We start from the raw sequence: 26121 nt of genomic DNA, 5'->3' as shown, positions 1-26121 counted from the left end.
CGGAATAACCGGTCAACCTGAATTTGCTTCTTAACTCGACTCTTGGGTCATCGTCCGGCGGCTCACACCGGCAACGCCAGTTCCATCAGGTCCTTCGCAACAATCACCTTGCCGCTGAAATTCTGCCGCACACCGGCGATCAGGCCTTCTTCCGTGACATCGAGCCCGTCGCCCGGCGGCGGCACGATGTGGCTGAGCACCAATGTCTTGACGCCGGCGGCAGCGGCGATGCGGCCGACGTCTTCGGCCGAGGTGTGGCTGTCGAGCAGATGCTTTTTCAGCGTGGCACCGTTCTTGGTGCGCAGCACCAGCTTGTCGACCGCGGGCAGGTACAGCACCTCGTGCACCAGCACGTCCACGCCCTTGGCGAACTCGGCGAGCTTCGGGTTGTAGGCGGTGTCGCTGGAGAACACGACGGTGCCGTCAGGCGTTTCGAATTTGTAGGCGAAGTTGTCGACGATGGGCGGATGCGGGGTGCGGAACGCGGTGACGGTGACATCGTCAGTCTTCAGCACCACGCCGTCGTCGGTGATGTCCTTCGCAACCAGCAGCTTGCGCGGATCGGGCCGGCCTTCATCCGCAATGCGGGTCTCGACGTCGAATTTGTTCAGTTCCCAATAGATCTTCGTCATTTCCTCGATGCCCTTCGGGCCGAATGAGTGAATCGGCGTCGAGAGCCCGGCGGCCCAGGCATTGTAGGCCAGGTTGCCGTATTCCAGATTGTGATCGGAATGGTGGTGGCTGATGAAGATGTATTTGACCGAGGGAAGCGCAACACCGGCACTTGCGAGCTGGCGCGTGACGCCGTTGCCGCAGTCGACCACATAGGGCACACCGTTCACGATCACGGCATTGGCCGGGTTGGAAGCGCCGGCGCCGACGCGCGGGCCGCCCTTGGTGCCGAGGAAGATGATGCGGGTGCGCGGCTTTTTCGCCGCGTCCTGCGCGAAGGCGCGCGGCGCGGACACCAGGGATGTGGCGGCGCCAGCAACTGCGAGTTTCAGGATATCGCGGCGGTCGATCATGGTTTCTCCCGGTCTGCTTTTTTTTGAGGTCGGGAGACCCTAGTCTTCTCCCGGTAGCCGAGGCAAGCCGTGCCCGGGGGCCGCTTAGCGCAGCAGCCCGTCGAGCAGCGGCAGGCCGATCACGGCGGCGAGCGCGATCAGGGCGTAGCAGGTGATGCGAAACAGTGTTTCGCTTGCCTTGCCGAACATCTGCGCGCCGACAAGGAGGCCGAACGCGAAGACGGGGCCGACCACCAGCGACAGCTTCAGGACATCCGTGGTCAATAGCCCGGCGATCAGGTAACTCACCACCGAGAAGACGTCAGCCGCCGCGAAGAACAGCACGATATTGGCACGCGCCATCACCGGGGTGATCGGCCGGCCCAGCCAGTAAGCGACGATCGGCGGACCGCCGGTCTGCGCCAGTCCGCTGCAAAACCCCGACAATCCGCCGACGCCGGCGGCGATCGGGCCATGATCCTCGCCGCGATAACGAAAGCCCGATGCAAGCAGCGCGAGCATGGCGATGACAAACGCCGAAATGATCCAGCGCGTGGTCACGGGATCGAGCTGGGTCAGGGCATAGGTGCCGAGCGGAACACCGACGGCCGAACCGGCCACCATGGTGATCACTGCCTTGCGGTCCGCATGCCTGAAGGCGCCGGGAATCAGCGGCGCCGCGGCGATCGAATCGATCACCAGCAGAAGGCCGGCGACCAGGCTCGGTGCAGCGATGCTGCTGGCGAGCGGCATGAAGATCAGCGCCGATCCGAAGCCGGAAAATCCGCGCGCGACGCCTGCGATCAGCGCGATGACGCAGATCGCGGTGACGGAACTGACGCTGATTCCCGACGGCAGCAGCGCGGCGAGGCTCATCCTCGCAGCACCCCGCCGGTTTTCTTGGTCACCTCGGCCACGATCTTCGCGGCGACCGCGTCGATCTCCTGGTCGGTCAGGGTCTTTTCACGCGGCTGCAGCGTCACGGCGATCGCGATCGACTTCTTGCCGTCCTCGATGCCCTTGCCCTCATAGAGATCGAACACATCGACGGCGGTGATCAGCTTGCGATCAATCCCCTGCGCGGCGCGCACCATGTCGCCGGCCTTGACGCCGCGATCGACAATGAAGGCGAAGTCGCGCGACACCGGCTGGAACGCAGAGAGATCCAGCAGCGGCTTGGCGCGGGTTGGCTTGGCCTTGGCGTCGGGAATACGGTCGAGGATGACCTCGAAGCCGACCAGCGGCCCCTCCGCGCCGAGCGCCTCGAGGGCGCGCGGGTGCAGTTCGCCGAAATATCCCAGCACATTCTGCGGCCCGATCTGGATCGCGCCGGAACGTCCCGGATGCAGCCAGGTCGGAGCATTCTTGCTGTCCTGCACCGGCACCACCTGCAGCCCCTGCACCGGAGCGCCGGCTGCCGTCAGCACCGCAAGCGCATCGGCCTTGGCGTCGAACGCGTCAGCGGTTGCCGATCCGGACCAATGGCGTGCCACGCCCTTCGACGAGGCAAGGCCGCGCCGCAGCCCGCCGGCAGCAATGAACTGATCCTGCGGCCGGTCGCCTTTGAAGATCTGGCCGACTTCGAACAGCGCCACGTCGTTGAAGCCGCGGTCGGCATTGGCCTGCGCCGAGCGCACCAGGCCTGGCAACAGGCTCGGCCGCATGTCGCTGAGGTCGGCCGCGATCGGGTTGGCGAGCGCGAGTTCGGGCTGGCCGCCGCCGAACAGTTCGGCATGCGGCTTAGAGATGAACGACCAGGTGACAGCCTCGGTCATGCCGCGAGCGGCCAGCGCGCGCTTGGCGCGCCGGGTGCGCTGCTGCAGCGGGGTCAGCACCGGCTTGCGCGGATTGTCACCGCGCGGGAACGGCACCATCGGCACCCGGTCGACGCCGACAATGCGCACGATCTCTTCCACGATGTCGGCCTTGCCGTCGACATCGGTGCGCCAGGACGGCACCGCCACCTTCACCACCGGGCCGTTGCCGGCCACCATGAAGCCGAGATGGCCGAGGATACGGCGCATCTCGATCAACGGCACCTCGATGCCGGCGAGGCGCTTGACCTCCGTCAGCGGGAAATCGATCACGCGGTCGTCGCCGTGGCTCTTGCCGACCACGACGGCCTCCGACGGCGTGCCGCCGCACAGTTCGATGACGAGCTTGGTTGCCATATCGAGGCCGGGCACCATGAAGGCGGGGTCGACACCGCGCTCGAAGCGGTAACGCGCGTCCGAATTGATGCCGAGCTTGCGTCCGGTCTGGGCGATGTTGATCTCGTTCCACAGCGCGGATTCGATCAGCACATCGGTGGTCTCTTCCGAACATCCCGACGCTTCGCCGCCCATGATGCCGGCCAGCGATTCGACACCATGCTCATCGGCGATGACGCAGATGTTGCTGTCGAGGGTGTAAGTGCGACCGTCGAGGGCGAGCAGCGTCTCGCCGTCGCGGGCGCGGCGCACCGTGAGATTGCCTTTCACCTTCGCGGCGTCGAACACATGCAGGGGACGGCTGCGGTCGAAGGTCATGAAGTTGGTGATGTCGACCAGCGCATTGATCGGCCGCAGCCCGATCGAGGTCAGGCGCTTCTGCAGCCATTCCGGCGACGGGCCGTTCTTGACGCCGCGCACCAGCCGCAGCGCGAAACCCGGACACAGCGCCGCGTCTTCGACGGTGACGTTGACCGGGCTGGGGAACTCGCCCTTGACCGGCTTGATCGCCGGATCCTTCAGCGTGCCCATGTCGGCGGCGGAGAGATCGCGCGCAATGCCGTGCACGCCGGTACAGTCCTGCCGGTTCGGCGTCAGGTTGATCTCAATGACGGGATCACCGAGCTTCGCCCACTCGGCATAGGTCGCGCCAACAGGCGCATCTGCCGGCAGCTCGATGATGCCGTCATGGTCTTCCGACAATTGCAGTTCGGCGGCCGAGCACAGCATGCCATGGCTTTCGACGCCGCGAATGGTGCCGACGCCGAGCGTGATGTCCTTGCCCGGGATGTAGGTCCCCGGCGGCGAAAACACGCTGACAAGGCCAGTGCGCGCGTTCGGCGCGCCGCACACCACCTGCACCGGAGCCGCACCATGGCCGGTATCGACCATACACACCCGCAGCCGGTCGGCATTGGGATGCTGCTCGGCGGAAATCACCCGCGCGATGGTGAAGGCCGCAAGCGCCTTCGCCTTATCGTCGATGTGCTCGACTTCAAGGCCGATCATGGTCAGCTTGTCGGCAAGCTTGTCCAGCGGCTCGTCGGTCGAAAGATGTTCTTTCAGCCAGGAGAGGGTGAATTTCATGACGACAGACCTCCGGCCAGTGTCGGGACTTCGAGCGGCCGGAAGCCGTAGTGATTGAGCCAGCGCACGTCGGCGTCGAACAGCGCGCGCAGATCGGGCAGGCCGTATTTCAGCATGGCGATGCGATCGATGCCCATGCCCCAGGCGAAGCCCTGATAGACATCGGGATCGATGTTGCAGGCCCGCAGCACGTTCGGATGAACCATGCCGCAGCCGAGAATCTCCAGCCAGTCCTCGCCCTCGCCGAAACGGATTTCATCCTTGCCGCGGCGGCACTGGATATCAACCTCCAGCGACGGTTCGGTGAAGGGGAAGAACGACGGCCGGAACCGCATGTTGACGTTGTCGACCTCGAAGAACGCCTTGCAGAATTCGTGCAGGATCCATTTCAGGTGGCCGAGGTGCGAGCCCTTGTCGATGACAAGGCCTTCGACCTGGTGGAATTGCGGCGTGTGGGTGGCGTCGGAATCGATCCGATAGGTGCGGCCCGGGCAGACCACGCGAATCGGCGGCGTCTGGCTCAGCATGGTGCGTACCTGCACCGGCGAGGTGTGGGTGCGCAGCAACAGCCGCGAGCCGTCTTCCTTCGGGTTGAAGAAGAACGTGTCGTGCATCTCCCGCGCCGGATGGCCGATCGGGAAATTCAATTTGGTGAAGTTGTAATCGTCGGTCTCGATGTCCGGACCTTCGGCGATGGTGAAACCCATGTCGGCGAAGATGGTGGTCAGTTCATCCCAGACCTGGCTGAGCGGATGAATGCGGCCGGCTTCCGCCGGGGCATCGCGCACCGGCAGCGTGACATCGAGGGTTTCGCGGGCAAGGCGGGCATCGAGGGCTGCGGACTTCAGCAGATCACGGCGTTCACCGAGCGCCTGGGTGACCTTGTCCTTCACCGCATTGATGGCGGCGCCTTCGACCTTGCGCTGGTCCGGCGACATCTTGCCGAGCGTGGCAAGCAGCGCCGAGATCGAGCCCTTCTTGCCGAGCGCGGAGACGCGCACGGCTTCAAGCGCAGCCTCGTCGGAAGCCGCGCCGATCTGATTCAGCAAGTCGTCTTGTAGTGCGGTGATATCGGACATCATGAGCCCCAATCGGAACGGTCATCTCTGTGGACCGTCCGGCAGGGGTCAAGCAAGCCCAGCCGAACGGATCGGGGCTTTTTAAGCCCCGGTCATGTCGGCAGCGCATTTTCCGGCAAAGTGGAAGCCGGTTTGCCGTAAGAAAATGCGCTATTTTTAACTAGCGCGTATTCTAATCGCAAAACCGGTGTCCACTTTTGCGGAATACGCGCCCAAAACGGGCGAAGGTTTTAGGCCGCGAGGGCGGCCTTGGCCTTTTCAGCGATCTGCTGGAACGTCGCCGGCTCATGGATGGCCAGATCCGACAGCACCTTGCGATCGACAGTCACGCCCGACTTGGCGAGGCCGTCGATAAATCGGCTGTAGGTCAGGCCGAACGGGCGCACGGCCGCATTCAGGCGCTGGATCCAGAGCGCGCGGAAGGTCCGCTTCTTGCGCTTGCGATCGCGGAAGGCGTACTGGCCGGCCTTCTCCACCGCCTGCTTGGCGGTGCGGATGGTGTTCTTGCGGCGGCCGTAGAAACCCTTGGCGGCCTTGTAGACTTTCTTGTGCTTGGCGTGAGCCGTCACACCGCGTTTAACGCGTGCCATGACAGATCTCCTTCAAATCAATGGTGACAGATATACCGCGCGAGCGCGGCCCGGGGGATCGATCAGGCGTTCGGCAAGAAATATTTCTTGATGTTGTCGCCGTCGGTCTTGAACAGCACGCGCGTGCCACGGAGCTGACGAATCTGCTTCTTCGTCCGCTTGATCATGCCGTGGCGCTTGCCGCGCTGAGCATGTTTGACCTTCCCGGAGGCGGTCACCTTGAAGCGCTTTTTAGCGCCCGACTTGGTCTTCAGCTTGGGCATTTGGCTCTCCTGTTCCGACACGCAAGAACTCCCCGCGAGGGGGTTCGGTCGGTTAATGCTCGCTAGAGCGTTGAAATTGCTTGCTCATTTCGAAATTCGAGATGGCCAGCAGGGTCGTCGACACGGCAGCCCTTAATCAGCCGGGCGACGAAGGCTGGGCTTATGGCAGAGCGAGGCAAAAATGGCAACTCTCGTGTCTCGTTTCGCAAGTTCGTTTGCGTTCTCAGCGACCTCCGTACGAACTTGCGAAGCGACAAAGACACGAGCAACTTTATGATTCTAGTGTGCTTTATGAACGCGAAGTTCCCGAAGAGCCTGCCGCACAATTGCGGGAACTTCGCGTTCAGCACACTAGATGACTGATTTATTGTGCAGCGCACTGGCGAAATTGGGAAAGGAAACCTATATCCCTGTCATCACCGCCGACCAATTCATTCTCGTTTTATCCGGACGTTACCCATGGCCCGTTTCGCCAAGACGATTGCTTTGTCTTCGGACACCTCCCGCCTGCAGCTGTTCCGCTGGTTCTTTGCCATTGCCGCTTTTGCCGCGGCGATCGCGCTCGCGGGTTATTCCAAGGCCAGCGCGTCCCATGATGGCGACTGGCGCGTGACCATCATCACCCAGTCCGGCGATTGCGATCCGGCCTACAGCTATGCGGTGAAAGTGGCCGGCGGCCAGGTCAGCTATTCCGGCAACGGCAGCTTCGATATCACCGGCAATGTCGGCGAAGCCGGCAACGTCAGCGTTTCGATTTCTCGTGGCGATCAGCGCGCCAATGCCAGCGGCAAGCTCAAGGGCAATGCCGGTGCGGGCCAGTGGAGCGGCAAGTCGGCCTCGACCGCGTGCAGCGGCCGCTGGGAAGCGGTGCGCAGTCTCTAACAAGCGGGACAAGCGCGATTTCGATCGTGCGTCCTGATCGGACATGGCGCCGCATAGCGGCGCCATTTTTAGTTTCAGTCACGTCACAGCAAAACGGCCCGCCAGATACCTGACAGGCCGTCACATTGTCTGGGATTTGGATTTGCCTGTAATGGAAGGCGTTAGCGCGGCGCCAGCACCATCACGACCTGACGTCCTTCGAACTTGGCGTCCTGCTCGACCTTGGCGAGCTCGGCGACATCGGTTTTGACGCGATCGAGCAGCTTGGTGCCGATTTCCTGGTGCGCCATTTCGCGGCCCCGATAACGCAAGGTGATCTTGACCTTGTCGCCTTCCTCGAAGAACCGCTGCATCGCCTTCATCTTCACTTCGTAGTCGTGATCGTCGATCATCGGACGAAGCTTGATTTCCTTGATCTCGACGACCTTCTGTTTCTTGCGGGCTTCGGCAGCCTTCTTTTGCGCCTGAAACTTGTACTTCCCGTAATCCATGATCTTGCATACGGGAGGATTGTTGTTCGGAGAGATCTCGACCAGGTCCATGCCGGCTTCGACGGCCAACTTGACGGCCACGATGGTTTCCACGGTGCCGTGGTTGAGACCGGTCTGATCGATCAGCTGGATTTGCGCGTTGCGGATTTCATCGTTGATGCGCGGTCCGTCCTTTTGGACGGGGGCTGGCGCTCTGCTGGGACGGCGAATGGGTAAAACTCCAATGTTGTTGGTGAAGCCGGTAGTTTGAAGCATTCAACCGGTGCGAGCAAGCACCGATGCGCAGATCGAGCGCCAAAACCATCAAATGAGAGGTATTTCAGCCTCGCAACCCGCCGCCCCAACCCGCCGCCCTATGGGTGGTCCGGAAATATGAAGTGGTTCAAAATTCCCGGGACTGACATAGAAAGGGCAACCAGCTTTCGCAAGCGGTAACGCGGAGGCCGGCTTTGGGTTTCATCGCAAGGCGGTCAATTCATGAGCATTTCGGGTGCCGAGGCCCCTGTCTTCACCGAGGTCGGGCCCGCGCAGGACGTGCGGCGCATCGCGGTCCGTGCGCGGAGCGGAACTTCGCCCGGCCTGTTCTGGCTCGGCGGGTTCGCCTCCGACATGAAGGGCACCAAGGCTCAGGCGCTGGACGAATGGGCGGCTAAGAAGGGTCGGGCCTGCGTTCGCTTCGACTATTCGGGGCATGGCGAGTCCGGTGGTGCATTCGTCGACGGCACCATCGGTCGCTGGTGCGAGGACAGCCTCGCCGTATTCGACCGGTTTTGCGAGGGGCCGCAGATCGTGATCGGCTCGTCGATGGGCGGATGGATGGCGCTGCTGCTGGCGCAGGAGTTGGCCAAGCGCTCCAAAGCGTCTCCGCCGCGCGCCTCGCTCGCCGGTTTGATCCTGATCGCACCGGCGCCGGATTTCACCGAAGACCTGATGTGGAAGGCGTTCTCGCCGGCGATCAAGGCCGAGATCGAGACCAACGGTGTCTGGTATCGCCCGTCGGAGTATGGCGATCCGCAGCCGATCACGCGGGCGCTGATCGAGGACGGGCGCAAGCACCTCGTGCTCGGCTCCACCATCGACACCGGCTGCCCGGTGCGCATTCTGCAGGGCGCGAAGGATCCCGACGTGCCGTGGCAGCACGCCTTCGAGCTGACCCACCGGCTGCCGAGCGAGGATGTGGTCCTCACCATGATCCAGGACGGTGACCACCGGCTCTCCCGTCCGCAGGACATTTCGCGCCTGCTGGCGACGGTGACGGAATTGTCGTGACTCGGGCTGGCTAAATCGGAATTGCTTGAGCAGGGCTGGACGCGAGTGCCTGCGTCCATTCCTGCTGCACTGCCTCATCCGGATCGTGCGCGGATGCCGCAAGTCTTGCAAACTCATCGGCCGGCAGCAATTGCGCCAGCGCCCACACCGCGGCGCCGCGGACCATCGCGCTGTCGTCCGTGAGCAGGCGTTCGGCTTCCTGCGCGAGCGACGGATTGCTGGAATTGCCGATCGCGATCAGCACATTGCGGACAAAACGATCACGGCCGATCCGCTTGACCGGCGACTTGGTGAATGTCGCGCGAAACGCCGCATCATCGAGCCGGGCCAGATCGCGCAGCGCGGGCGCGCGCAGTTCGTCCCGCGCAGCGAGTTTTGTTTCGCGGCCGACCTCGGCGAACTTGTTCCAGGGGCAGGCCGCCAGACAATCGTCGCAGCCATAGATGCGGTTGCCGATCGCGCGGCGGAATTCGTGCGGGATCGGCCCCTTGAGTTCGATGGTCAGATAGGACACGCAACGCCGCGCATCGAGCCGATAAGGCGCGGGAAACGCTGCCGTGGGGCAGCTGTCGAGACAGGCGCGGCACGAGCCGCAGTGATCGGTTTTGGCGACGTCACGCGGCAGGTCCAGCGTGGTGAAGATCGCGCCGAGAAACAGCCAGGAGCCAAACTCCTGCGAGACCAGGTTGGTGTGCTTGCCCTGCCAGCCGAGGCCGGCCTGATGCGCCAGCGGTTTTTCCATCACCGCGGCGGTGTCGACGAACACCTTGACGTCACCGCCCGCCTGCGCGAGCAGCCAGCGCGCCAGCGCCTTGAGGCGCTTCTTGATCAGCTCGTGATAGTCGTCGCCGCGAGCATAGACCGATATTGCGCCGTGGCTGCGCTTCGCGAGGACGGCGAGCGGATTTTCGTCCGGCCCGTAATTGACGCCGAGCATGATGATCGAGCGGACGTCCTGCCACAGCAGCCGGGGATGGGTGCGGCGGGTGTCGGCAAGCCATGCCATGTCGCCATGGGCGCCCGATTGCAGAAATTGCTGCAGCTTGTCTCCCGCGCTGCCGATGGCGGCGGGATCGGTGATGCCGAGGGCGTCGAAGCCGAGCGCGGTGGCTTCGCGTTCCAGCGCCGCCCTGAGGTCGGGGCCGGTGGCCTTGTGGGACGCGTTCTGGTCCGAGGTGTTCAGAAGTCGAGGTCCACATAGGTCGGCGAGGCCGGAACCCCCGCCAGCCATTCGCTCAGCAGCGAGCGGAACGATGGGCGCGACTTGATCCGCGCGTACCACGCCTTTGCCGCGTCGTCCTCGATCCATGGCACATCGCCCAGATAGTCGATGGCTGAGAGGTGCGCCGCCGCCGCGAGGTCCGCGTAGGTCAGCGTGTCACCCGCCAGATAGTTCCGCGAGCGGGCCAGCCAGCCGATATAGGCCAGATGATAGCGCACATTGGCCTTGGCTGCGCGGATCACATCCATGGATGGCGCGCCGCCACCGTCCTCTTCGCTCATGTAGCGCTTGTAGATGCGCTCGGTGACCAGCGGGTTGCTGGCCTCCTCGTAGAATTTCTCGTTGAACCAGGCCATCAGCCGGCGCACTTCGATGCGCTCGCCCGTCGACGTCGGCAGCAGGCGGTGATCGGCCAGCTCCGCGCCGTGGTTCTCATCAAGATATTCGCTGATGATGGCGGGCCCGGGAATGGGCGGAACGCCCTCGACCACCATCACGGGCGTTGCCGCCGCGGGATTGAGGGCGAGAAATGCTTCACGCCGCTCCCACACCCGCTCTTCCACCAGCCGCACGTCAAGACCGTATTCGCCGAGCGCGAGCCGGACGAAACGAGAGTGAGGGCAGAACGGATGATGGAACAGTGTGAACATGAGAACCCTGATCAACAGGCAAAAGCTTAAAAGTTCGTGGCCGTTATATGACGGCCGTGTGCCGCACACTACCCATGCCGGGCCGCGACAGTGGGAAGTTTCAAGGAGGTCTCGCCCGCGGCGAGAATCTCCATTGCACCAAGGTCTTGAAGGAATTTTTAAGGCGCGCCGACACGGTTTTGTGCAGGTGGCAAGCGTTTTTTTGGCGTTGCGGCGGCCAGGTGAATAGGCCACAAGGGGCCGCTTTTTGCGGGGCAGGATCGAGGTCATCACATGCTTTCCGATACAATCAAGGCGATCATTCTCGGGATCGTCGAGGGCGTCACCGAATTCCTTCCTGTGTCCTCCACCGGACATCTGTTGCTGGTGCAGCATATTTTCGGTCTCGACGGCAGCGGCTTCTGGAACACCTTCAATGTGCTGATCCAGCTTGGTGCCATTCTGGCGATCCTGGTGATTTACTTTGAACGCTTGTGGCGCATTGCGCTGAATATGTTCTCGGACCCCGCTGCGCAGCGTTTTGTGATAGGGGTTTTGATCGCGTTCCTGCCTGCCGTAGCGATGGGCTTGCTATTTGGACATTGGATCAAGGAGAAACTTTTCGATCCTTGGGTGGTGTGTTTCTCGTTGATCGTGGGCGGCGCGGTGCTGCTCTGGATTGATCGCCTCGATTTGAAGCCGCGGTTTCACGATGCCACCACGTTCTCGCTGCCGATGTATCTGGGCATCGGCATCGCGCAATGCGCAGCAATGATTCCCGGCGTGTCGCGCTCGGGTGCGAGCATCGTGTCGGCGATGCTGTTCGGCGCCGACAAGCGTTCGGCGGCGGAGTTTTCGTTCTTCCTCGCCATTCCGACCATGGTCGCCGCGTTCGCGTACGATTTCTACAAGAATCGCGCCGAGATGAATACCGATCATCTGGCCATTGTCGCGATCGGCTTCGTGGTGTCGTTCATCACCGCGATCATCGTGGTGCGGACATTCCTGAACTTCGTGACCCGTAACGGCTTCGCGTTTTTCGCATGGTGGCGCGTGACGGTGGGCGTGCTTGGCCTGATCGCGCTGGCGCTCGGGAAATAAAGTAAGGACGTGGGTTTGCTCGTAGCCCGGATGAGCGTCTTCGCGACATCCGGGACGGGCAATGCCGTCAGTCCCGGATGTCGCTGACGCTCATCCGGGCTACAGGCTGAGTTCGTTCGATCAGGCCGCGCTGCTGCGGAACTGGCCGGTCTTGCGGAAGCGCCAGAGATACGACGGCGCGATGGCGGCGAGCGACTCCGGCACGAGGCCGAGGCCTTCCAGGGTCAGGCCGGCGGTCTTTGCCGCATCCGACACCACATTGTCCGATCGCAGCAGCTGCACCTGGTCGGGCGTCAGCTTCAGCGCGCCCGGTGCGAACCGCAGGAACCAGGCCATCATCCCGGCGAGGCCAAACGGCAGCGGCATCAGCACGCGGTCGCGCTCGATGGTCTTCAGGATGAAGTCCAGTATCTCTCGCATGGTCATCACTTCGGGGCCGCCGACCTCATAAGTCGCGCCGCTGCGCGCGTGGCCGTCGACCGCGTCGGCAATGGCGCGGGCCACGTCGCCGACGAAAGCCGGCTGCACGCGCGTATCGCCGCCGACCAGTGGCAGCGCCGGCATGATGCGGGCAAGCGCGGCAAAGCGGTTGGTGAACTGATCCTCCGGTCCGAACATCAGCGACGGGCGGAAAATGGTGGCGTCCGGCACGGCGTCAAACACGGCTTTTTCGCCGGCAGCCTTGGCGCGGGCATAGGCCGAGGACGAATTCGTGTCCGCGCCGATGGCGGAGACGTGGATCAGGCGGGCACCGGCGGCCTTGGCGGCGGCTGCGATAGTGGCGGCGCCCTGCACCTGCACGGCATCGAAGGTCTGTGCGCCGCTCTCGGCCAGAATGGCCACCAGATTGACGACGATTTCGGCATCGCGCACGGCGGCGGTGACCGACTCCGGATAACGAAGATTGGCCTGAACTGCATGAATCTGGCCGACTTTGCCGAGCGGCTGCAGGTGCCCGGCCAGATCGGGACGGCGTACGGCGACACGGATGCGATAGTCGCGCTTGGCCAGGGCCCGCACCACATGCCGACCGAGGAACCCGGAGCCGCCGAAAATCGTGACCAGGGTGTTTGTCGAGGTCTGGACGGGGCTTGAAGTCGCGGGCGCGTCAGTCATGTGATCTCTTCCGGGCTGGTCGCCTGACCCCCTCATCGCCGAGTGTTGTAAGGGGGTGCGACGCTGTCGCATACTTACACCTGATAGATGACGATGACAGGCCTGTTCAAGGGCTGAATTATCAGGTCCGGCTCACGAAACTTTCAGTGCCGGCGTTCGTATTTGGCAATTTTGGGCCGGGGATTTGGGCAATGGTCGGGCGGGGAATGGGACACTGGTCACGGCGGCGTGTGCTGGCTATCGGAGGGGCGATGCTCGCCTGTCCGGCGGTGCTGCGCGCCGAACCGCTGCGGTTGCGGATTGGGCACGCCTTGCCGGTGACCCATCCGGTGCATCCGGCGATCCAGCATTTCGCCGATGTGCTGCACGAGAAATCCGGCGGCGCGATCGAGCTTGCGGTGTTTCCTGACGGCCAGATCGGGCAGGAAACCAATCTGCTGGCGCAGCTCAAGGCCGGCAAACTCGATTTCGCCAAGGTCAGCGCCAGTGCGCTGGAGCGTGAGGCGCCGGCGTATCGCGTGTTCAGCCTGCCGTTCGTGTTCCGCGATCACGCCCACTGGCGCAGCGTGACCACCAACACGGTCGGTGACAGTATCCTGGCGTCGGGATCCTCGGTCGGCCTTGTCGGCCTCACCTATTATGACGCCGGCTCGCGCAGCTTTTACGGCCACAGGCCGATCAATCATCCTGACGACCTGAAGGGCTTGAAGATTCGCATCCAGCCCTCGCCGACCATGGCGCGGATGATGCGTCTGTTCGGCGCCGAAGGCGTCGAGATGGCGTGGGACCTGGTGTTCACGGCGCTCAGCTCCCGCCTGGTGGACGGCGCCGAGAACAGCGTCGTGGCGCTGATCGTCGGCCGGCATGGCGAGGTGGTGTCGCACTACTCGCTCGACGAGCACACCATGGTGCCTGATGTGTTTCTGATCAGCGAGGCGCGCTGGAGCAGCATGGCCCCGGCGCAGCAAACGATGGTTCGCGAGGCGGCGCTCGCGTCCTACGACCGCATGAATGTGCTGTGGGCCGATTTCCAGACCAAGGCGCGGGGCACCGTGGAGCGCATGGGGGTGACCTTCATCCAGCCCGACAAGCGTCCCTTCATCGAGCGAGCGGCACCGATTCTGACGGAGTTCGCCGACGACCGGCCGCTGCTCGACCTGATTGGCCGGATCGCGCAGTCCTGAGCAGACTAAAAGCCCCTTTTGACCAAGGTTTTCGGGGTTTTGCCCGCTCTATCCGCCGGGCCCGGTATCCCCCTGTTGACAAGGCGAAACCTGAACCTCTATGTGTCGCCCCAATGCCCAGGTGGCGGAATTGGTAGACGCGCTGGCTTCAGGTGCCAGTGGCTGCAAGGTCGTGAAGGTTCGAGTCCTTTCCTGGGCACCATCATTTTCAGATGATGGTGCTGATCCCATCAGAACTCCCATCAGCTGCGAAGTCGGCCCGATCCTGCGGTCGCTGGACGATTGCCCGAGATCATCGGCGCGAAGGATGCCGGCGCTGGTCCTGGCTGCCGGATCCATTAAGATCTGCCCGTTATTTTTGGGTGCGTTTGCGGCCTGAGTCGGCTAAACGGCCTCATATTGTTCATGAATCCAGGTTGAGACCAGATGACCATCCGCCTGCATCGCGGCGATTTGCCGGACCTCGGCCGCTATACCACCTCGGTCGCCATCGATACGGAGACTCTGGGCCTCAATCCGCATCGCGACCGGCTCTGCGTGGTGCAGCTGTCGAATGGCGACGGCACCGCTGACGTGGTGCAGATTCCGGCAGGGCATAGCGACGCACCCAATCTCAAGAAGCTGCTCGCGGATCCGGCCATTACCAAGATCTTCCACTTCGCGCGATTTGATCTCGCGGCGCTGTTCCACGCGCTTGGCGTGATGCCGCAGCCGGTCTATTGCACCAAGATCGCGTCAAGGCTGGTTCGTACCTACACCGATCGCCATGGCCTGAAGGACCTCGTCCGCGAGCTCCTGGGCATCGATCTGTCGAAGCAGCAGCAGTCGAGCGACTGGGGCGCGCCGACTTTGAGCGATGCGCAGCTTGCCTATGCCGCCTCCGACGTGCTGCATCTGCATGACCTGCGCACCCGTCTCGACGAGATGCTGGCGCGGGAAAAGCGGACCGCGCTGGCGGACGCCTGCTTCGGGTTTCTCCCGGCGCGCGCGCTGCTCGATCTGCAGGGATGGAGCGAGCAGGATATTTTCGCCCATTCCTGAACGAGAACGCCGGTCGCAGCCGTTTGGGCTGTGCGCCCCGTTTCGGTCAAAGTCGTCGGTCTGTGTGATGGGAAGCGGGCTGCGTCGGGCGGCCGTTCGGCGTAAACTCGTTGGTGGGACCAATGTCCGGAGCGGCCGTGTCAATTCAAGGCCAGACCTATCAGGCCGGTATGGAGGTGCGGTTCGCGCGGGCCGATCGCCACAGCCGGCGCGTGCGCCTGATGCGCAAGGCGATTCCGGTGGTGGTGGTGAGCTCGCTGCTGGTGATCGCCGGCGCCTCGATCTTCAATCCATTTCGGTACATCACGGGGTTGCCGATCGATATCAAGAATATCGCCGTGTCGGGCACCAAGATCACGATGGAATCGCCGCATCTCGCCGGCTTCACCCCGGATCAGCGGCCCTACGATCTGCGGGCGAAAACCGCGACCCAGGATGTCACCGATCCAAATCATGTCGATCTGCATCAGCTGAGCTCGAAAGTGCAGATGGAAGACAAGTCGACCGTGACCATGGATGCGCTCAACGGCCGGTTCGATACCAAAAGCCAGATCCTGGATCTCAAGGACAACATCTTCCTGCAATCCTCCACCGGGTATGAAGCCCGCCTCAGCCAGGCGCAGGTCGATATCGCCAAGGGAACGGTCGCGTCGGATCAGCCTGTCGACGTCAAGCTGCTGAACGGAACCCTTAATGCCAATCGTTTGCGCATCACCGACAGCGGCGCGCTGGTGGTGTTCGACGGCGGTGTTTCGATGATCATGATCCCGGAACCGCCCGCTACGCCGGCGGCGCCGCAGCGCGACGAGCCGGTGTCCGCCGCGCCGGTGTCGTCGGCAAAGAAGAAATGAAATTCATGACGCTTGTGCCGACAACGCGACGGGTGAGGCCATCAAGCTTCAGGACATCAAGCTTCAGGATATGGGGCTGCAGTGTATGGCTGCGCAGTCCATGGGTGCGTAGCGCCGGCGCGGCGCTGGTTGTGATGACGCTGGCCGGCGCCTGCGATGCGTGGGCGCAAGGTCCTGCGGCACAGGGCGCGACCATGCAGGCGGGCCCCAACGCGATGCAGGGCTTTTCGCAAAATCGCGACAAGCCGATCCAGATCGATGCCGGCAGCCTTGAACTGCGTGACAAGGACAAGGCCGCGACATTCAAGGACAACGTCAAGGTGGTGCAGGGCGACACCACCATGCGCTGCAAGGTTCTGGTGGTGTATTACGACGGCGGGGCAAACTCCGGCGGATCCAGCCAGCCGAAGCCGACCATGACGTCGGCGACCCCAGGTCCCACCGGCAGCTCGTCGATCAAACGGCTCGAGGCCAAGGGTGGCGTTGTCGTCACCCAGAAAGACCAGACCGTGACCGGTGATACCGGCGAGTTCGACATGCGGTCGAACACCATCACCATGAACGGCAACGTGGTCATGACCCAGGCCGACAAAGTGCTGCGCGGCGATAGACTGATCGTGGACATGACCACCGGCGTGTCCCGGGTCGAGGTCAAGAGCGGTGGCCGGGTCCAGATGCTGATTCCAAATGCCGGTAAGGCAGCGGGTCCCGGCGGGCTGATTCCCGGCGGCGGTGAGCCTCCAGCTGCGCCAGCGAAGCCCAACAGTGCCGGAAAACCAACGAATCTCAACGACTTGACCGGTTCGGGAAAGCGCTGAGGTTGAACGGTGCGACGCAAGCCTGTATTGGGGACGGGGGACCGGGACCGCGCGCGATGGGCATTGGCGCGGGGATACCTATCTCTTCCTGGTCTCGTCCCTCCCGGGGACGCACGCCGGTGCTGCGAAGCGCGGCGACGGCGATTGCCGCGAAAGGCTGATTGAAGCGGGTATGGTTGATCTCCTGCGCATGTTCCGTCGGAAGGGACCACCGCGCGGCCCGCAGGCATTCGGGCGCGCCAAGGACATCACGTCACTCAGTGATCGTGTCGGTGATCTGCTTCGTAGTCCGTCGCGCGAAACGCCGGCGGCGCCGGCTGTGGCCCGCCAACCATCCGAACCCGCCGCCGACGAAGCTTACGACGAACAGCAGTACGACGAGGCTCCGCAACAGCCGCGCTGGATGGCCAATGGGGTTGCCACGGCAGCGGGCAACGTCGCGCCGCAGCAGCGCGCCGCGCCGCGTTCGGGCTTCCTGGCCATTCACGGCGTCGAAAAGACCTTCGGCTCGCGCCAGGTCGTGCGCGGTGTCAGCCTGTATGTGCGCCGCGGCGAGGCGGTGGGCATTCTCGGGCCCAACGGCGCCGGCAAGACCACGGTGTTCTACATGATCACCGGCCTCATTCCGGCGGATCGCGGCCGTGTCGAACTCGACGGCCATGACGTGACCAAGCTGCCGATGTATCAGCGCGCCCGGCTCGGCATCGGCTATCTGCCGCAGGAAGCCTCGATTTTCCGCGGCCTCAATGTCGAGGACAATATTCGCGCGGTGCTCGAGGTGGTCGAGCCGGATCGCCGCAAGCGCGAGCGCGAACTCGATGCGCTGCTGGACGAATTCAACATCACGCGGCTGCGCAAGTCGCCGTCGATCGCATTGTCGGGCGGCGAGCGGCGGCGCGTGGAAATCGCGCGCGCGCTGGCGACGCGGCCGAATTACATGCTGCTCGACGAACCGTTCGCCGGCATCGATCCGATCGCGGTGGGCGACATTCAGGACCTGGTGCGCCACCTCACCAACCGCGGCATCGGCGTGCTGATCACCGACCACAACGTTCGCGAAACGCTCGGCCTCACCGACCGCGCCTACATCGTCTATGCCGGCGAGGTGCTCACCGAAGGCAGCCCGGAAGAGATCGTCAACGATCCCGACGTGCGCCGCCTCTATCTCGGCGAGGAATTCCGGCTTTAGTTTTGCCGCAGCGACATGCGCTGATGTATGAGTTCCCCATTGGGGGGCATCCATGATTCGCATCGCCGCACTGTTGTTTGCGCTGCTGTATGTCGCGCATCCGGCTCACGCGCAGACGGCCGCTCCGCCGCCTGCAAACGCGGCCGCGCCTGCCAAATCGACTGCAAAGTCGACGGCCAAATCCTCTCCGAACACGTCCGCTGCGAAGCCATCGAAAGCGAAAGCCGCCGTGAAGCCGGTCGTGCCCGCCGAGAGCGGACCATGCGCGATCGGTGTCATTCCGGTGATTGGAGATCAATTCGTGGTCCAGAGGGTCGGCATCACCGTGTTCGGCAACGAACACGCCGAAACCTCGGTCGCCGGCTGGAATCTTGACGACCTAATCGTCGCGCGCGTTCGTGCTGCGGCCGGTCCCGGTGTTGCGGTGCGGAGAATCACTTATCCCAAAGGGACATTCGCGGATTACTTGAAGCCAGCCAGTTTATTCAGCAGCCCAGCGATAAAGTTCGGCGATCTTGTGCGGCAAGTCGCGGGGAGCGCGAACTGCGAGCGTTACGTGGTGGTGACAAGGACCAGCAATAGCTTTGGCAGCTCCAATCAAACGGTCGAGGGCATCGGCATCGTCGGCACCCCCGGCACCATTATTATCAAGGCCTCGGCCATTCTGTTCGCTTTGACCAACATCCAGATCTTCGATGGACGGGACTTCTCGGTCACCAAGCATGATGTGGCGTCAACCAGCGATCAGCCCGCGATGTTGCGCGGACTGACCGACCGGGTTGTGGGACCGCATCGCGATTTCGAGGAGACAGCGTTTCCGCGATCGCCCTCGGATGTGGTTAGCAATGCGGTCCTGCGCGATGGCGTGCGCGCCCTGCTGACCGCAAGCCTCGACAGGACGCTGCCGGGATTGCTTGGTCGATAGGCAAGTCAGAGCCTGTCCGAGGTCGAGGTTCCGGTTCTCGTGAATTGGCTTTGGGGCGGGGCGAAGGGGGTGGCGGGGTTTTCTTAACCACCGCGCTAGGACCGCATTTTTCCGTACGTCAAGTCGTGTACTTCGTCGCCAGACTAGGTATAAGCAAAAATCGGACCAATTTACGGAACGGTTCTTGCTTCAATGGCGCTGACCCAAAGATTAGAGTTCCGCCAGACCCAGTCGCTGGTGATGACGCCGCAGCTGATGCAGGCCATCAAGCTGCTGCAGCTGTCGAATCTCGATCTGGCCACGTTCGTCGAGGAGGAGCTGGAACGCAACCCGCTGCTGGATCGCGCCGCGGAAACCGGCGAGCCGGCCGAGGCCCGCGAACCTTCCTATGAACCGTCGGCCGATGGCGGTGATGAGTCCGGAGGTGACGGCGGCGGTTTCGAGGCAGACGGCGGCTCTGGGGACGGCTTCGAGCGCTCCAGCATCAATGGCGCGGATCCGGCGCCTGAGGACTGGCTCAGCCGCGACCTCGGCAGCCGGTCCGAAATGGAACAGACCTTCGATACCGGCCTCGACAATGTGTTCACGGAAGAGCCGGCGGAAGCCGCCGCGCGGGTCGCCCAGGACGCAGCGCCGACCGCCTACACGGAGTGGGGCGGCGGCTCGTCCAACGACGACGACTACAATCTCGAGGCCTTCGTTGCCGCGGAAACCACGCTGGGGGGCCATCTCGCCGAACAGCTTGCGGTGGCGTTCACGGCGCCGGCGCAGCGCATGATCGGACAGTATCTGATCGACCTGGTGGACGAGGCCGGCTATCTGCCGCCCGACCTCGGCCAGGCCGGCGAGCGGCTGGGCGCGGCCGAGCGCGATGTCGAAGCCGTGGTGGCGGTGCTGCAGAAGTTCGATCCGCCGGGCATTTGTGCCCGCAATCTGAGCGAATGCCTCGCCATCCAGTTACGCGACCGCGATCGATTCGATCCGGCGATGCAGGCGCTGGTCGAGCATCTCGATCTCTTGGCAAAACGTGATTTCAACCAGCTGCGGAAAATCTGCGGCGTCGACGACGATGATCTCGTCGACATGATCGCTGAGATCCGTCGTCTCGATCCCAAGCCGGGGCTGAAGTTCGGCTCAACGCGCATGCAGACGGTGGTGCCGGATGTCTATGTGCGGCCCGGCCCCGACGGCGGCTGGCTGGTCGAGCTCAACAGCGATACCCTGCCCCGGGTGCTGGTGAACCAGATTTATTACACCCAGCTGTCGAAGACGATCCGCAAGTCGGACGACAAGTCGTACTTCTCGGATTGCCTGCAAAGCGCGACCTGGCTGGTGCGCGCGCTGGATCAGCGCGCCCGCACCATTCTCAAGGTTGCGACCGAGATCGTTCGCCAGCAGGACGGGTTCTTCACCCATGGCGTCGCGCATCTGCGGCCGCTCAACCTGAAGGCCGTGGCGGACGCGATCCAGATGCACGAATCGACGGTGTCGCGCGTCACCGCCAATAAATATATGGCGACAAATCGCGGCAGTTTCGAATTGAAGTACTTCTTCACCGCCTCGATCGCGTCGGCCGACGGCGGCGAGGCGCATTCGGCCGAAGCCGTTCGCCACCGCATCAAAATTCTGATCGATGCCGAAAACCCGGCGGCCATTCTATCCGACGATACCATCGTGGAACAACTGCGCGCCGACGGCATTGACATTGCCCGCAGGACCGTCGCGAAATACCGCGAAGCCATGCGGATTCCCTCGTCCGTCCAGCGGCGGCGCGAAAAGCAGAGTTCACTGCACATGACCTCCCGCTCCCGTGACACTGCACCCGCTTGACGGCGACACCAACAGCCTGAATGCTACGGTCTTGCGCGTCGTCTGATCGCAAAGAAACTACCCGCTCGAAACAGACTGCGCGTGGAGTGTCTTTCGAAATGGGCTTTCTCTCGAGATGACTTGCGAGGCATAAACATGACGATCAGAGTCTCCGGCAAAAGCATCAGCGTCGGCGAAGCCCTGCGTGGGCGCGTCAGCGATCGCACCGAGGAGGTTTTGAGAAAATATTTCGACGGAAATTATTCGGGACACATCACCTTCAGCAAGGATGGTTTCGGCTTCCGCACCGACTGCTCGTTGCATCTCGATTCGGGAATTACGCTGGAAGCGGATTCGATTGCGGCGGATGCCTATGTCAGCGCCGACCAGGCGCTGGTGCTGATCGAGAAGCGTCTGCGTCGTTACAAGAGCCGCCTGAAAGATCGCTCCACGCGCAAGGCCCACGCGGCGGCGGTCGCGCAGTCGGAGTATGACGCGCCGAGTTATGTGATCGAGGCGCCGGGTGAGGGCGAGGACGAAGTCACCGCGTTCAATCCCGTCATCATCGCGGAATCCACCACGTCGCTGCGTTCGCTGTCGGTCAGCGAAGCGGTGATGGAACTGGATTTCACGGGAGCGCCGGTGCTGGTGTTCCAGCATGGTTCCAGCGGCCGAATCAACGTGATCTACCGCCGGGCCGACGGTAACGTGGGGTGGGTGGATCCCCCGGAAGTTAACGCTAAATCTACCTAGAGCATTTTCATGAGAAAATGCTCAAATTTGAAATCTGGCGCGTATTCTGATCGCAAAACCGGTTCCCACTTTTGCGGAATACGCGCAAGTATCGCCATTGACGCCCTGCCGGACCGTCCCTATGGTCCGGCGCCTTTGCGGCCCCAGACTGCTCCTGCACCGGGATGCAGCCCCCGTCTGGGACTTGTGTTGAAACCTGCTGGTCCACTTTAACCTGGCAAAGCGTTATCCTCGGAACGTCCCATGATGATCACCGATCTGGTCGCGCCCGAGGCGATTCTCCCGGCGTTGAAAGTCAACGGCAAGAAGCAGGCTTTGCAGGAGCTCGCGGCGCGCGCCGCCGCGCTGACCGGGCAGAATGAGCGTGCGATCTTTGAAGTGCTGTTGCAGCGGGAGAAGCTCGGAACGACCGCCGTCGGCTATGGCGTCGCCATTCCGCACGGCAAATTGCCCAAGCTGGAAAGATTGTTTGGATTGTTTGCGCGGCTCGAGCGCCCGATCGATTTCGAGGCGATGGACGGCCAGCCGGTCGACCTGATGTTTCTGCTGCTGGCGCCGGAAGGCGCGGGCGCCGACCATCTCAAGGCCTTGGCGCGCATCGCGCGTCTGTTGCGGGATCAGGAGATCGCGAAAAAGCTTCGGGCATCAAGCGATGCGCAGGCGCTTTATTCGGTTCTGGCTCTGCCCCCGGCAACGGCGGCATAAGGCGCCGCCGTTCGTTTCTCGCAGACGTGCTCGTCTCGCAGTCGCATGTCGCACGCCTGATCTTCGCAAGCGACAGCGGAGCTGAAATGCTCAGTGGACGCTGAGCGCTTCCAGTTCGTTGCTCCATGCATTCGCAATCGCCGCCTCGCGGCTATCGGTCAGCATGATCGGCGTGCCGTCGGCTGCATTGAGCGTGAAGAGCTTCAATCCCGGCGCGATGTGGGGCGCCTGGGGAAACAGGCCCGGCACATCCTCGGAGCGGATCTGCTTCACATACGCGATGTGGCCTTCGCCCATCGACGCGAGAGCTTCCGGCGAGACATCCGCAGTATCATAGATGATGTTCGCTTCAGTCATGGTCCTCGACTCCTCTAGTTAAACAAGCGGTCGAGTCCGCTGTCGTTCCGTTATTATTCGTGCTCATTGATAGCTATTGTCTTAACGACCCGTTCAGGCTCTGGCCTGGCGAGGTCGACCGACAACAGTCCGTTCTTCAGATCCGCACCCAGCACGCGCATCCCGTCCGCCAGCACGAAGGTGCGCTGGAACAGCCGTGCGGCGATGCCGCGATGGATGTATTGCCGGGTCTTGTCGTCCTGCTGGCGGCCCCGAATGACGAGTTGCTTTTCCTCAACAGTCACATCGAGTTGGTCGCGGGTAAAACCCGCCACCGCCAGCGTTATGCGCAGGCGTTCCGGCTCGCCGTTTTCGCGGTCGAGCCGCTCGATGTTGTAGGGAGGATAGCCGTCGGCGCCTTTCACGACGCGATCGAGCGCACGCTCGATTTCGTCGAATCCCAAAAGAAACGGACTGGACAACGAAGGAACACGAGACATTCTACAAAGTCCTCTCGAAGCGACTTTGACGGGGCCCAGGATTGGCACCCCTTCCGGCCAGTGATTCTCACCGTCCGGTCCCTATCATATGTGCATCGCGGAACACCGTTCAAGACGGCGGGCCGGGTTACTCACCAGATTGATATTGTTACGAAATCGTGATCCGGCGGCGGCCGTCGGTGGTAAAGAGGTGGAGCTTGCTCCGGGGAGCGACCACCCGCAGCTGTGCGCCGGGCGCGGGCGCCTCCTGGCCCGGAATCCGTACAATGACGTCGGACTGGATGTCCGGCCTGCCGCCTGAACGGGTGCCGTAAACAAAAATTTCCGGCCCGACCAGTTCCACAGCGTCCACCGTCAGGTCGAGCGCCACGCCGCCGGGCGGAGTTCCATCGGCCGAGATAGCGAAGTCCTCGGGCCGGATGCCCAGGATGGCGCCCTCAGTGGGGGCGGCGGCACCGGCTAGCGTCGCTGCCTCCGCCGCGGTCAGCGGCGACAGGTTCATCGGCGGTGCGCCGATGAAGGACGCCACGAAGGTGGTGGCGGGCGCCTTGTAGATGTCCAGCGGATTGCCGATCTGCTCGACCTCGCCGCCGTTCATTACCACCAGGATGTCAGCGAGGGTCATCGCCTCGAGCTGGTCATGGGTGACATAGATCGAGGTGGTCTTCAGCCGGCGCTGCAGCTTGCTGATCTCGACCCGCATGGAGATGCGCAGCTTGGCATCGAGGTTGGACAGCGGCTCGTCGAACAGGAACACCTTCGGCTGTCGCACAATGGCGCGGCCCATGGCGACGCGCTGGCGCTGGCCGCCGGAGAGCTGCTTCGGCCGGCGCGCCAGCATCGGGCCGATCTCCAGAATTTGCGCGGCTTCGCGCACACGGGTGTCGATCTCGGGCTTGGCCATGCCGCGGTTGCGCAAGCCATAGGCCATGTTGTCGTAGACGCTCATATGCGGGTAGAGCGCATAATTCTGGAACACCATCGCGATATCGCGGTCCGCCGGCTCGATGGTGTTGACCACGCGATCACCGATCGCGATGTCGCCGCCGGTGATGGTCTCCAGCCCGGCGACCATGCGCAGCAGCGTGGACTTGCCGCAGCCGGAGGGGCCGACCAGCACGCAGAATTTGCCGTCATCGATCGCGAAGCTGACGCCCTTGATGGCGTCGACGCCGCCGGGATAGGTCTTTCGCACATCACGCAGGACGACGTTCGCCATAACTTCCCCTGAAACTACTTCTCGGTCTCGACCAGGCCGCGGACGAACAGCTTTTGCATCAGCACCACCACGGCGACCGGCGGCAGCATCGCCAGCACCGCGGTCGCCATCACCAGCGGCCATTCGGTGATCGCGTCTTGCGTCGTGATCATCTTGCGGATGCCGATCACCACGGTCTGCATGTCGTCGCGCGTGGTGATCAGCAGCGGCCACAGGAACTGATTCCAGCCATAGATGAACAGGATCACGAACAGCGCCGCCATGTTGGTGCGCGACAGCGGCAGCAGCGTATCCTTGAAAAACCGGAACGGACCGGCGCCGTCGATGCGAGAGGCTTCCAGCAGTTCGTCCGGCACGGTCATGAAGAACTGCCGGAACAGCAGCGTCGCGGTGGCCGACGCAATCAGCGGCAGCGTCAAGCCTGCGTAGCTGTCGAGCAGCGAGAGGTCGGCGGCGATCTTGTAGGTCGGATAGATCCGCACCTCGACCGGCAACATCAGGGTGATGAAGATCAGCCAGAACACGGTCTTGCGGAACGGAAAGCGGAAGTAGACGATCGAATAGGCGGAGAGGATCGAGATCACGATCTTGCCGAACGCAATCGCCATCGCCATCACCAGCGAGTTCCACAGCATGTGGACGACCGGTTCGCGCGTCGAGCCGGAGGTGCCGACGAACAGGGTGCGATAATAGTTGTCGATGAAGTGGCTGCCCGGCAGCAGCGACATCTGGCCGTTGGCGATCGCCGCGTTGTCCTGGGTCGACGCGACGAAGGCGAGATAGACCGGAAAGGCGACGATGCCGATGCCGATCCACAGGATCAGATGCGCCACCAGTCCGCGGATGCCCTTCTTCTCGACCATTAGTAGGTCACCTTGCGCTCGACATAGCGGAACTGGATCGCGGTCAGGCCGATCACGATAAACATCAGGATCACCGATTGCGCGGCGGAGCTGCCGAGATTGCTGCCGAGCAGGCCGTCCAGATAAACCTTGTAGACCAGGGTTTCGGTGGCCTTCGCCGGTCCGCCGCCGGTCATCGCGTCGATGATGCCGAAGGTGTCGAAGAAGGCGTAGACGATGTTGATGACGATCAGGAAGAACACGGTGGGCATCAGCAGCGGAAACGTCACGGTCCAGAAGCGCCGCATCGGCCGCGCGCCGTCGATCGCGGCGGCTTCCATCACGCTTTTCGGGATCGCCTGCAGGCCGGCCAGGAAAAACAGGAAATTGTAGGAAATCTGCTTCCACGCCGCCGCCAGCACGATCAGCGCAACGGCCTGATTGCCGTTGAGCAGCGGATTCCAGTCGATGCCCATCGCCCGCAGTCCCCGGGAGAACACGCCCAGCGCCGGATGCAGCATGAACAGCCACAGCACACCGGCGACCGCGGGCGCCACCGCATAGGGCCAGATCAGCAGTGTGCGGTAAATCGCGCCGCCGCGCAGCGGTTTGTCCGCCATCACCGCAAGCAGCAGCGCGGCCGAGAGCGAGGAGCCGGCGATGGCCGCCGAGAAGGCGAAGGTGCGCAGGATGGCATTGAGATACTCCGGCTGCGACAACAGCTCGGCGTAGTTTTCGAAGGCCACGAACGTGGTCGACAGCCCAAACGCATCCTGCAGCAGGAACGACTGCCACACCGCCTGGAACGCGGGCCAGTAGAAGAAGATCAGCACGACCGCGAGTTGCGGCACCAGCAGCAGATACGGCAGCAGGCGCGACTGGAAGACCGACTGCTTTTCCATGAGCCCCCGATTGAAACGTTACCCGTAGCCCGGATGAGCGCAGCGATATCCGGGAGCGAGGCCGATGGCTGTGCGGAAACCTGTCCCGCATGTCGCTTCGCTCAT

General features: G+C 63.0%; 28 protein-coding genes and 1 tRNA gene. 13 read left to right on the top strand and 16 right to left on the bottom strand.

All coding sequences use genetic code 11. The annotated features are described in order from the left end of the window. Positions 1 to 62: 62 nt before the first annotated feature. The 6 genes from RS897_RS10215 to rpmI form a co-directional block, all read right to left on the bottom strand. Positions 63 to 1025 carry an MBL fold metallo-hydrolase gene (locus RS897_RS10215; protein ID WP_315836444.1) on the bottom strand — a complete coding sequence of 321 codons (963 nt, stop codon included), beginning with the start codon at positions 1023 to 1025 and terminating at the stop codon, positions 63 to 65. An 84-nt stretch (positions 1026 to 1109) separates the two neighbouring features. Next, positions 1110 to 1880, bottom strand: a complete 771-nt coding sequence (locus RS897_RS10210; RefSeq protein ID WP_315836443.1) for a sulfite exporter TauE/SafE family protein — start codon at positions 1878 to 1880, stop codon at positions 1110 to 1112. Next, the gene (gene pheT, locus RS897_RS10205) at positions 1877 to 4300 is read right to left on the bottom strand and encodes a phenylalanine--tRNA ligase subunit beta (protein ID WP_315836442.1); all 2424 of its coding nucleotides are present in this window, start codon (positions 4298 to 4300) and stop codon (positions 1877 to 1879) included. Before pheT ends, RS897_RS10210 begins: the two co-directional genes overlap by 4 nt. Next, on the bottom strand, positions 4297 to 5379 hold the full coding sequence (pheS, locus tag RS897_RS10200; RefSeq protein ID WP_315836441.1) for a phenylalanine--tRNA ligase subunit alpha: 1083 nt from the start codon (positions 5377 to 5379) through the stop codon (positions 4297 to 4299). The genes pheT and pheS overlap by 4 nt, the downstream gene beginning before the upstream one ends. Before the next feature lie 230 nt (positions 5380 to 5609). Then, complete coding sequence (gene rplT / locus RS897_RS10195) at positions 5610 to 5969, bottom strand: 50S ribosomal protein L20 (RefSeq protein ID WP_315836440.1); 360 nt, start codon at positions 5967 to 5969, stop codon at positions 5610 to 5612. A gap of 62 nt (positions 5970 to 6031) precedes the next feature. Continuing rightward, positions 6032 to 6232, bottom strand: a complete 201-nt coding sequence (gene rpmI / locus RS897_RS10190; protein WP_315836439.1) for a 50S ribosomal protein L35 — start codon at positions 6230 to 6232, stop codon at positions 6032 to 6034. Between the two features lie 459 nt (positions 6233 to 6691). On the opposite strand from rpmI, the gene RS897_RS10185 reads away from it, so the two are divergent. Further along, a complete protein-coding gene (locus RS897_RS10185) occupies positions 6692 to 7114 on the top strand; it encodes a hypothetical protein (RefSeq protein ID WP_315836438.1) in 423 nt (140 codons plus the stop codon). A gap of 161 nt (positions 7115 to 7275) precedes the next feature. On the opposite strand, the gene infC is transcribed toward RS897_RS10185, so the two are convergent. Further along, on the bottom strand, positions 7276 to 7815 hold the full coding sequence (gene infC, locus RS897_RS10180; protein ID WP_315838580.1) for a translation initiation factor IF-3: 540 nt from the start codon (positions 7813 to 7815) through the stop codon (positions 7276 to 7278). A 267-nt stretch (positions 7816 to 8082) separates the two neighbouring features. Here infC and RS897_RS10175 point away from each other — a divergent pair, with 267 nt between their 5' ends. Next, on the top strand, positions 8083 to 8874 hold the full coding sequence (locus RS897_RS10175; protein WP_315836437.1) for an alpha/beta hydrolase: 792 nt from the start codon (positions 8083 to 8085) through the stop codon (positions 8872 to 8874). Positions 8875 to 8884: 10 nt separating this feature from the next. Here the strand turns inward: RS897_RS10175 and queG are convergent, their stop codons facing one another. Continuing rightward, positions 8885 to 10105, bottom strand: a complete 1221-nt coding sequence (gene queG / locus RS897_RS10170) for a tRNA epoxyqueuosine(34) reductase QueG (RefSeq protein ID WP_315836436.1) — start codon at positions 10103 to 10105, stop codon at positions 8885 to 8887. Further along, entirely contained in the window at positions 10054 to 10746 is a 693-nt protein-coding gene (locus RS897_RS10165; RefSeq protein WP_315836435.1) for a glutathione S-transferase family protein, read from the bottom strand. The genes queG and RS897_RS10165 overlap by 52 nt, the downstream gene beginning before the upstream one ends. Before the next feature lie 273 nt (positions 10747 to 11019). Here RS897_RS10165 and RS897_RS10160 point away from each other — a divergent pair, with 273 nt between their 5' ends. Next, complete coding sequence (locus RS897_RS10160; protein ID WP_315836434.1) at positions 11020 to 11826, top strand: undecaprenyl-diphosphate phosphatase; 807 nt, start codon at positions 11020 to 11022, stop codon at positions 11824 to 11826. 120 nt (positions 11827 to 11946) lie between these two features. Here RS897_RS10160 and RS897_RS10155 read toward each other — a convergent pair whose 3' ends face one another. Beyond that, the gene (locus RS897_RS10155; protein WP_315836433.1) at positions 11947 to 12942 is read right to left on the bottom strand and encodes a complex I NDUFA9 subunit family protein; all 996 of its coding nucleotides are present in this window, start codon (positions 12940 to 12942) and stop codon (positions 11947 to 11949) included. Between the two features lie 251 nt (positions 12943 to 13193). Between RS897_RS10155 and RS897_RS10150 the strand changes: the two genes are divergently transcribed. The 6 genes from RS897_RS10150 (at position 13194) to lptB (ending at position 18025) form a co-directional block, all read left to right on the top strand. Beyond that, positions 13194 to 14126, top strand: a complete 933-nt coding sequence (locus RS897_RS10150; RefSeq protein WP_315836432.1) for a TRAP transporter substrate-binding protein — start codon at positions 13194 to 13196, stop codon at positions 14124 to 14126. 115 nt (positions 14127 to 14241) lie between these two features. Further along, positions 14242 to 14328: transfer RNA gene (locus RS897_RS10145), tRNA-Leu, on the top strand. 224 nt (positions 14329 to 14552) lie between these two features. Further along, positions 14553 to 15167 carry a ribonuclease D gene (locus RS897_RS10140; RefSeq protein WP_315836431.1) on the top strand — a complete coding sequence of 205 codons (615 nt, stop codon included), beginning with the start codon at positions 14553 to 14555 and terminating at the stop codon, positions 15165 to 15167. Between the two features lie 137 nt (positions 15168 to 15304). Next, the gene (gene lptC, locus RS897_RS10135; RefSeq protein WP_407654460.1) at positions 15305 to 16018 is read left to right on the top strand and encodes an LPS export ABC transporter periplasmic protein LptC; all 714 of its coding nucleotides are present in this window, start codon (positions 15305 to 15307) and stop codon (positions 16016 to 16018) included. Between the two features lie 134 nt (positions 16019 to 16152). Further along, the gene (locus RS897_RS10130; protein WP_315838578.1) at positions 16153 to 16836 is read left to right on the top strand and encodes an LptA/OstA family protein; all 684 of its coding nucleotides are present in this window, start codon (positions 16153 to 16155) and stop codon (positions 16834 to 16836) included. Positions 16837 to 17008: 172 nt separating this feature from the next. After that, positions 17009 to 18025, top strand: a complete 1017-nt coding sequence (lptB, locus tag RS897_RS10125) for an LPS export ABC transporter ATP-binding protein (protein ID WP_315836430.1) — start codon at positions 17009 to 17011, stop codon at positions 18023 to 18025. A 105-nt stretch (positions 18026 to 18130) separates the two neighbouring features. Here lptB and RS897_RS10120 read toward each other — a convergent pair whose 3' ends face one another. Further along, positions 18131 to 18304, bottom strand: a complete 174-nt coding sequence (locus RS897_RS10120; protein WP_315836429.1) for a hypothetical protein — start codon at positions 18302 to 18304, stop codon at positions 18131 to 18133. A gap of 46 nt (positions 18305 to 18350) precedes the next feature. On the opposite strand from RS897_RS10120, the gene RS897_RS10115 reads away from it, so the two are divergent. From RS897_RS10115 to ptsN, 4 genes are all read left to right on the top strand, one after another. Next, positions 18351 to 18950 carry a hypothetical protein gene (locus RS897_RS10115; RefSeq protein ID WP_315836428.1) on the top strand — a complete coding sequence of 200 codons (600 nt, stop codon included), beginning with the start codon at positions 18351 to 18353 and terminating at the stop codon, positions 18948 to 18950. Between the two features lie 192 nt (positions 18951 to 19142). Next, positions 19143 to 20780 carry an RNA polymerase factor sigma-54 gene (rpoN, locus tag RS897_RS10110; protein WP_315836427.1) on the top strand — a complete coding sequence of 546 codons (1638 nt, stop codon included), beginning with the start codon at positions 19143 to 19145 and terminating at the stop codon, positions 20778 to 20780. A 135-nt stretch (positions 20781 to 20915) separates the two neighbouring features. Beyond that, entirely contained in the window at positions 20916 to 21512 is a 597-nt protein-coding gene (hpf, locus tag RS897_RS10105) for a ribosome hibernation-promoting factor, HPF/YfiA family (protein WP_315836426.1), read from the top strand. A 243-nt stretch (positions 21513 to 21755) separates the two neighbouring features. Continuing rightward, positions 21756 to 22217 carry a PTS IIA-like nitrogen regulatory protein PtsN gene (gene ptsN / locus RS897_RS10100; RefSeq protein WP_315836425.1) on the top strand — a complete coding sequence of 154 codons (462 nt, stop codon included), beginning with the start codon at positions 21756 to 21758 and terminating at the stop codon, positions 22215 to 22217. Between the two features lie 90 nt (positions 22218 to 22307). Here ptsN and RS897_RS10095 read toward each other — a convergent pair whose 3' ends face one another. From RS897_RS10095 to ugpA, 5 genes are all read right to left on the bottom strand, one after another. After that, positions 22308 to 22574: a BQ00720 family protein gene (locus RS897_RS10095; RefSeq protein ID WP_315836424.1), complete on the bottom strand. Its 267-nt coding sequence runs from the start codon at positions 22572 to 22574 to the stop codon at positions 22308 to 22310. Between the two features lie 53 nt (positions 22575 to 22627). Next, positions 22628 to 23053, bottom strand: coding sequence for an Hsp20 family protein (locus RS897_RS10090; RefSeq protein WP_315836423.1), 426 nt, complete (start codon positions 23051 to 23053; stop codon positions 22628 to 22630). Positions 23054 to 23201: 148 nt separating this feature from the next. After that, the gene (locus RS897_RS10085; protein WP_315836422.1) at positions 23202 to 24272 is read right to left on the bottom strand and encodes a sn-glycerol-3-phosphate import ATP-binding protein UgpC; all 1071 of its coding nucleotides are present in this window, start codon (positions 24270 to 24272) and stop codon (positions 23202 to 23204) included. A gap of 14 nt (positions 24273 to 24286) precedes the next feature. Further along, the gene (gene ugpE / locus RS897_RS10080; RefSeq protein ID WP_315836421.1) at positions 24287 to 25135 is read right to left on the bottom strand and encodes a sn-glycerol-3-phosphate ABC transporter permease UgpE; all 849 of its coding nucleotides are present in this window, start codon (positions 25133 to 25135) and stop codon (positions 24287 to 24289) included. Then, positions 25135 to 26016, bottom strand: coding sequence for a sn-glycerol-3-phosphate ABC transporter permease UgpA (gene ugpA / locus RS897_RS10075; RefSeq protein WP_315836420.1), 882 nt, complete (start codon positions 26014 to 26016; stop codon positions 25135 to 25137). Before ugpA ends, ugpE begins: the two co-directional genes overlap by 1 nt. Positions 26017 to 26121: the final 105 nt, after the last annotated feature.

The organism is Bradyrhizobium prioriisuperbiae (genome assembly GCF_032397745.1).
Taxonomy (GTDB): domain Bacteria; phylum Pseudomonadota; class Alphaproteobacteria; order Rhizobiales; family Xanthobacteraceae; genus Bradyrhizobium_A; species Bradyrhizobium_A prioriisuperbiae.
This window is presented reverse-complemented; position numbering and strand designations above follow the sequence as displayed.

Coding starts and splice junctions, on each gene's coding strand:
- RS897_RS10215 (WP_315836444.1), bottom strand. CDS start 1,025: ATGATCGACCGCCGCGATATCCTGAAACTCGCAGTTGCTGGCGCCGCC.
- RS897_RS10210 (WP_315836443.1), bottom strand. CDS start 1,880: ATGAGCCTCGCCGCGCTGCTGCCGTCGGGAATCAGCGTCAGTTCCGTC.
- pheT (WP_315836442.1), bottom strand. CDS start 4,300: ATGAAATTCACCCTCTCCTGGCTGAAAGAACATCTTTCGACCGACGAG.
- pheS (WP_315836441.1), bottom strand. CDS start 5,379: ATGTCCGATATCACCGCACTACAAGACGACTTGCTGAATCAGATCGGC.
- rplT (WP_315836440.1), bottom strand. CDS start 5,969: ATGGCACGCGTTAAACGCGGTGTGACGGCTCACGCCAAGCACAAGAAA.
- rpmI (WP_315836439.1), bottom strand. CDS start 6,232: ATGCCCAAGCTGAAGACCAAGTCGGGCGCTAAAAAGCGCTTCAAGGTG.
- RS897_RS10185 (WP_315836438.1), top strand. CDS start 6,692: ATGGCCCGTTTCGCCAAGACGATTGCTTTGTCTTCGGACACCTCCCGC.
- RS897_RS10175 (WP_315836437.1), top strand. CDS start 8,083: ATGAGCATTTCGGGTGCCGAGGCCCCTGTCTTCACCGAGGTCGGGCCC.
- queG (WP_315836436.1), bottom strand. CDS start 10,105: ATGGCTGGCGGGGGTTCCGGCCTCGCCGACCTATGTGGACCTCGACTT.
- RS897_RS10165 (WP_315836435.1), bottom strand. CDS start 10,746: ATGTTCACACTGTTCCATCATCCGTTCTGCCCTCACTCTCGTTTCGTC.
- RS897_RS10160 (WP_315836434.1), top strand. CDS start 11,020: ATGCTTTCCGATACAATCAAGGCGATCATTCTCGGGATCGTCGAGGGC.
- RS897_RS10155 (WP_315836433.1), bottom strand. CDS start 12,942: ATGACTGACGCGCCCGCGACTTCAAGCCCCGTCCAGACCTCGACAAAC.
- RS897_RS10150 (WP_315836432.1), top strand. CDS start 13,194: ATGCTCGCCTGTCCGGCGGTGCTGCGCGCCGAACCGCTGCGGTTGCGG.
- RS897_RS10140 (WP_315836431.1), top strand. CDS start 14,553: ATGACCATCCGCCTGCATCGCGGCGATTTGCCGGACCTCGGCCGCTAT.
- RS897_RS10130 (WP_315838578.1), top strand. CDS start 16,153: ATGACGCTGGCCGGCGCCTGCGATGCGTGGGCGCAAGGTCCTGCGGCA.
- lptB (WP_315836430.1), top strand. CDS start 17,009: ATGGTTGATCTCCTGCGCATGTTCCGTCGGAAGGGACCACCGCGCGGC.
- RS897_RS10120 (WP_315836429.1), bottom strand. CDS start 18,304: ATGACACCGATCGCGCATGGTCCGCTCTCGGCGGGCACGACCGGCTTC.
- rpoN (WP_315836427.1), top strand. CDS start 19,143: ATGGCGCTGACCCAAAGATTAGAGTTCCGCCAGACCCAGTCGCTGGTG.
- hpf (WP_315836426.1), top strand. CDS start 20,916: ATGACGATCAGAGTCTCCGGCAAAAGCATCAGCGTCGGCGAAGCCCTG.
- ptsN (WP_315836425.1), top strand. CDS start 21,756: ATGATGATCACCGATCTGGTCGCGCCCGAGGCGATTCTCCCGGCGTTG.
- RS897_RS10095 (WP_315836424.1), bottom strand. CDS start 22,574: ATGACTGAAGCGAACATCATCTATGATACTGCGGATGTCTCGCCGGAA.
- RS897_RS10090 (WP_315836423.1), bottom strand. CDS start 23,053: ATGTCTCGTGTTCCTTCGTTGTCCAGTCCGTTTCTTTTGGGATTCGAC.
- RS897_RS10085 (WP_315836422.1), bottom strand. CDS start 24,272: ATGGCGAACGTCGTCCTGCGTGATGTGCGAAAGACCTATCCCGGCGGC.
- ugpE (WP_315836421.1), bottom strand. CDS start 25,135: ATGGTCGAGAAGAAGGGCATCCGCGGACTGGTGGCGCATCTGATCCTG.
- ugpA (WP_315836420.1), bottom strand. CDS start 26,016: ATGGAAAAGCAGTCGGTCTTCCAGTCGCGCCTGCTGCCGTATCTGCTG.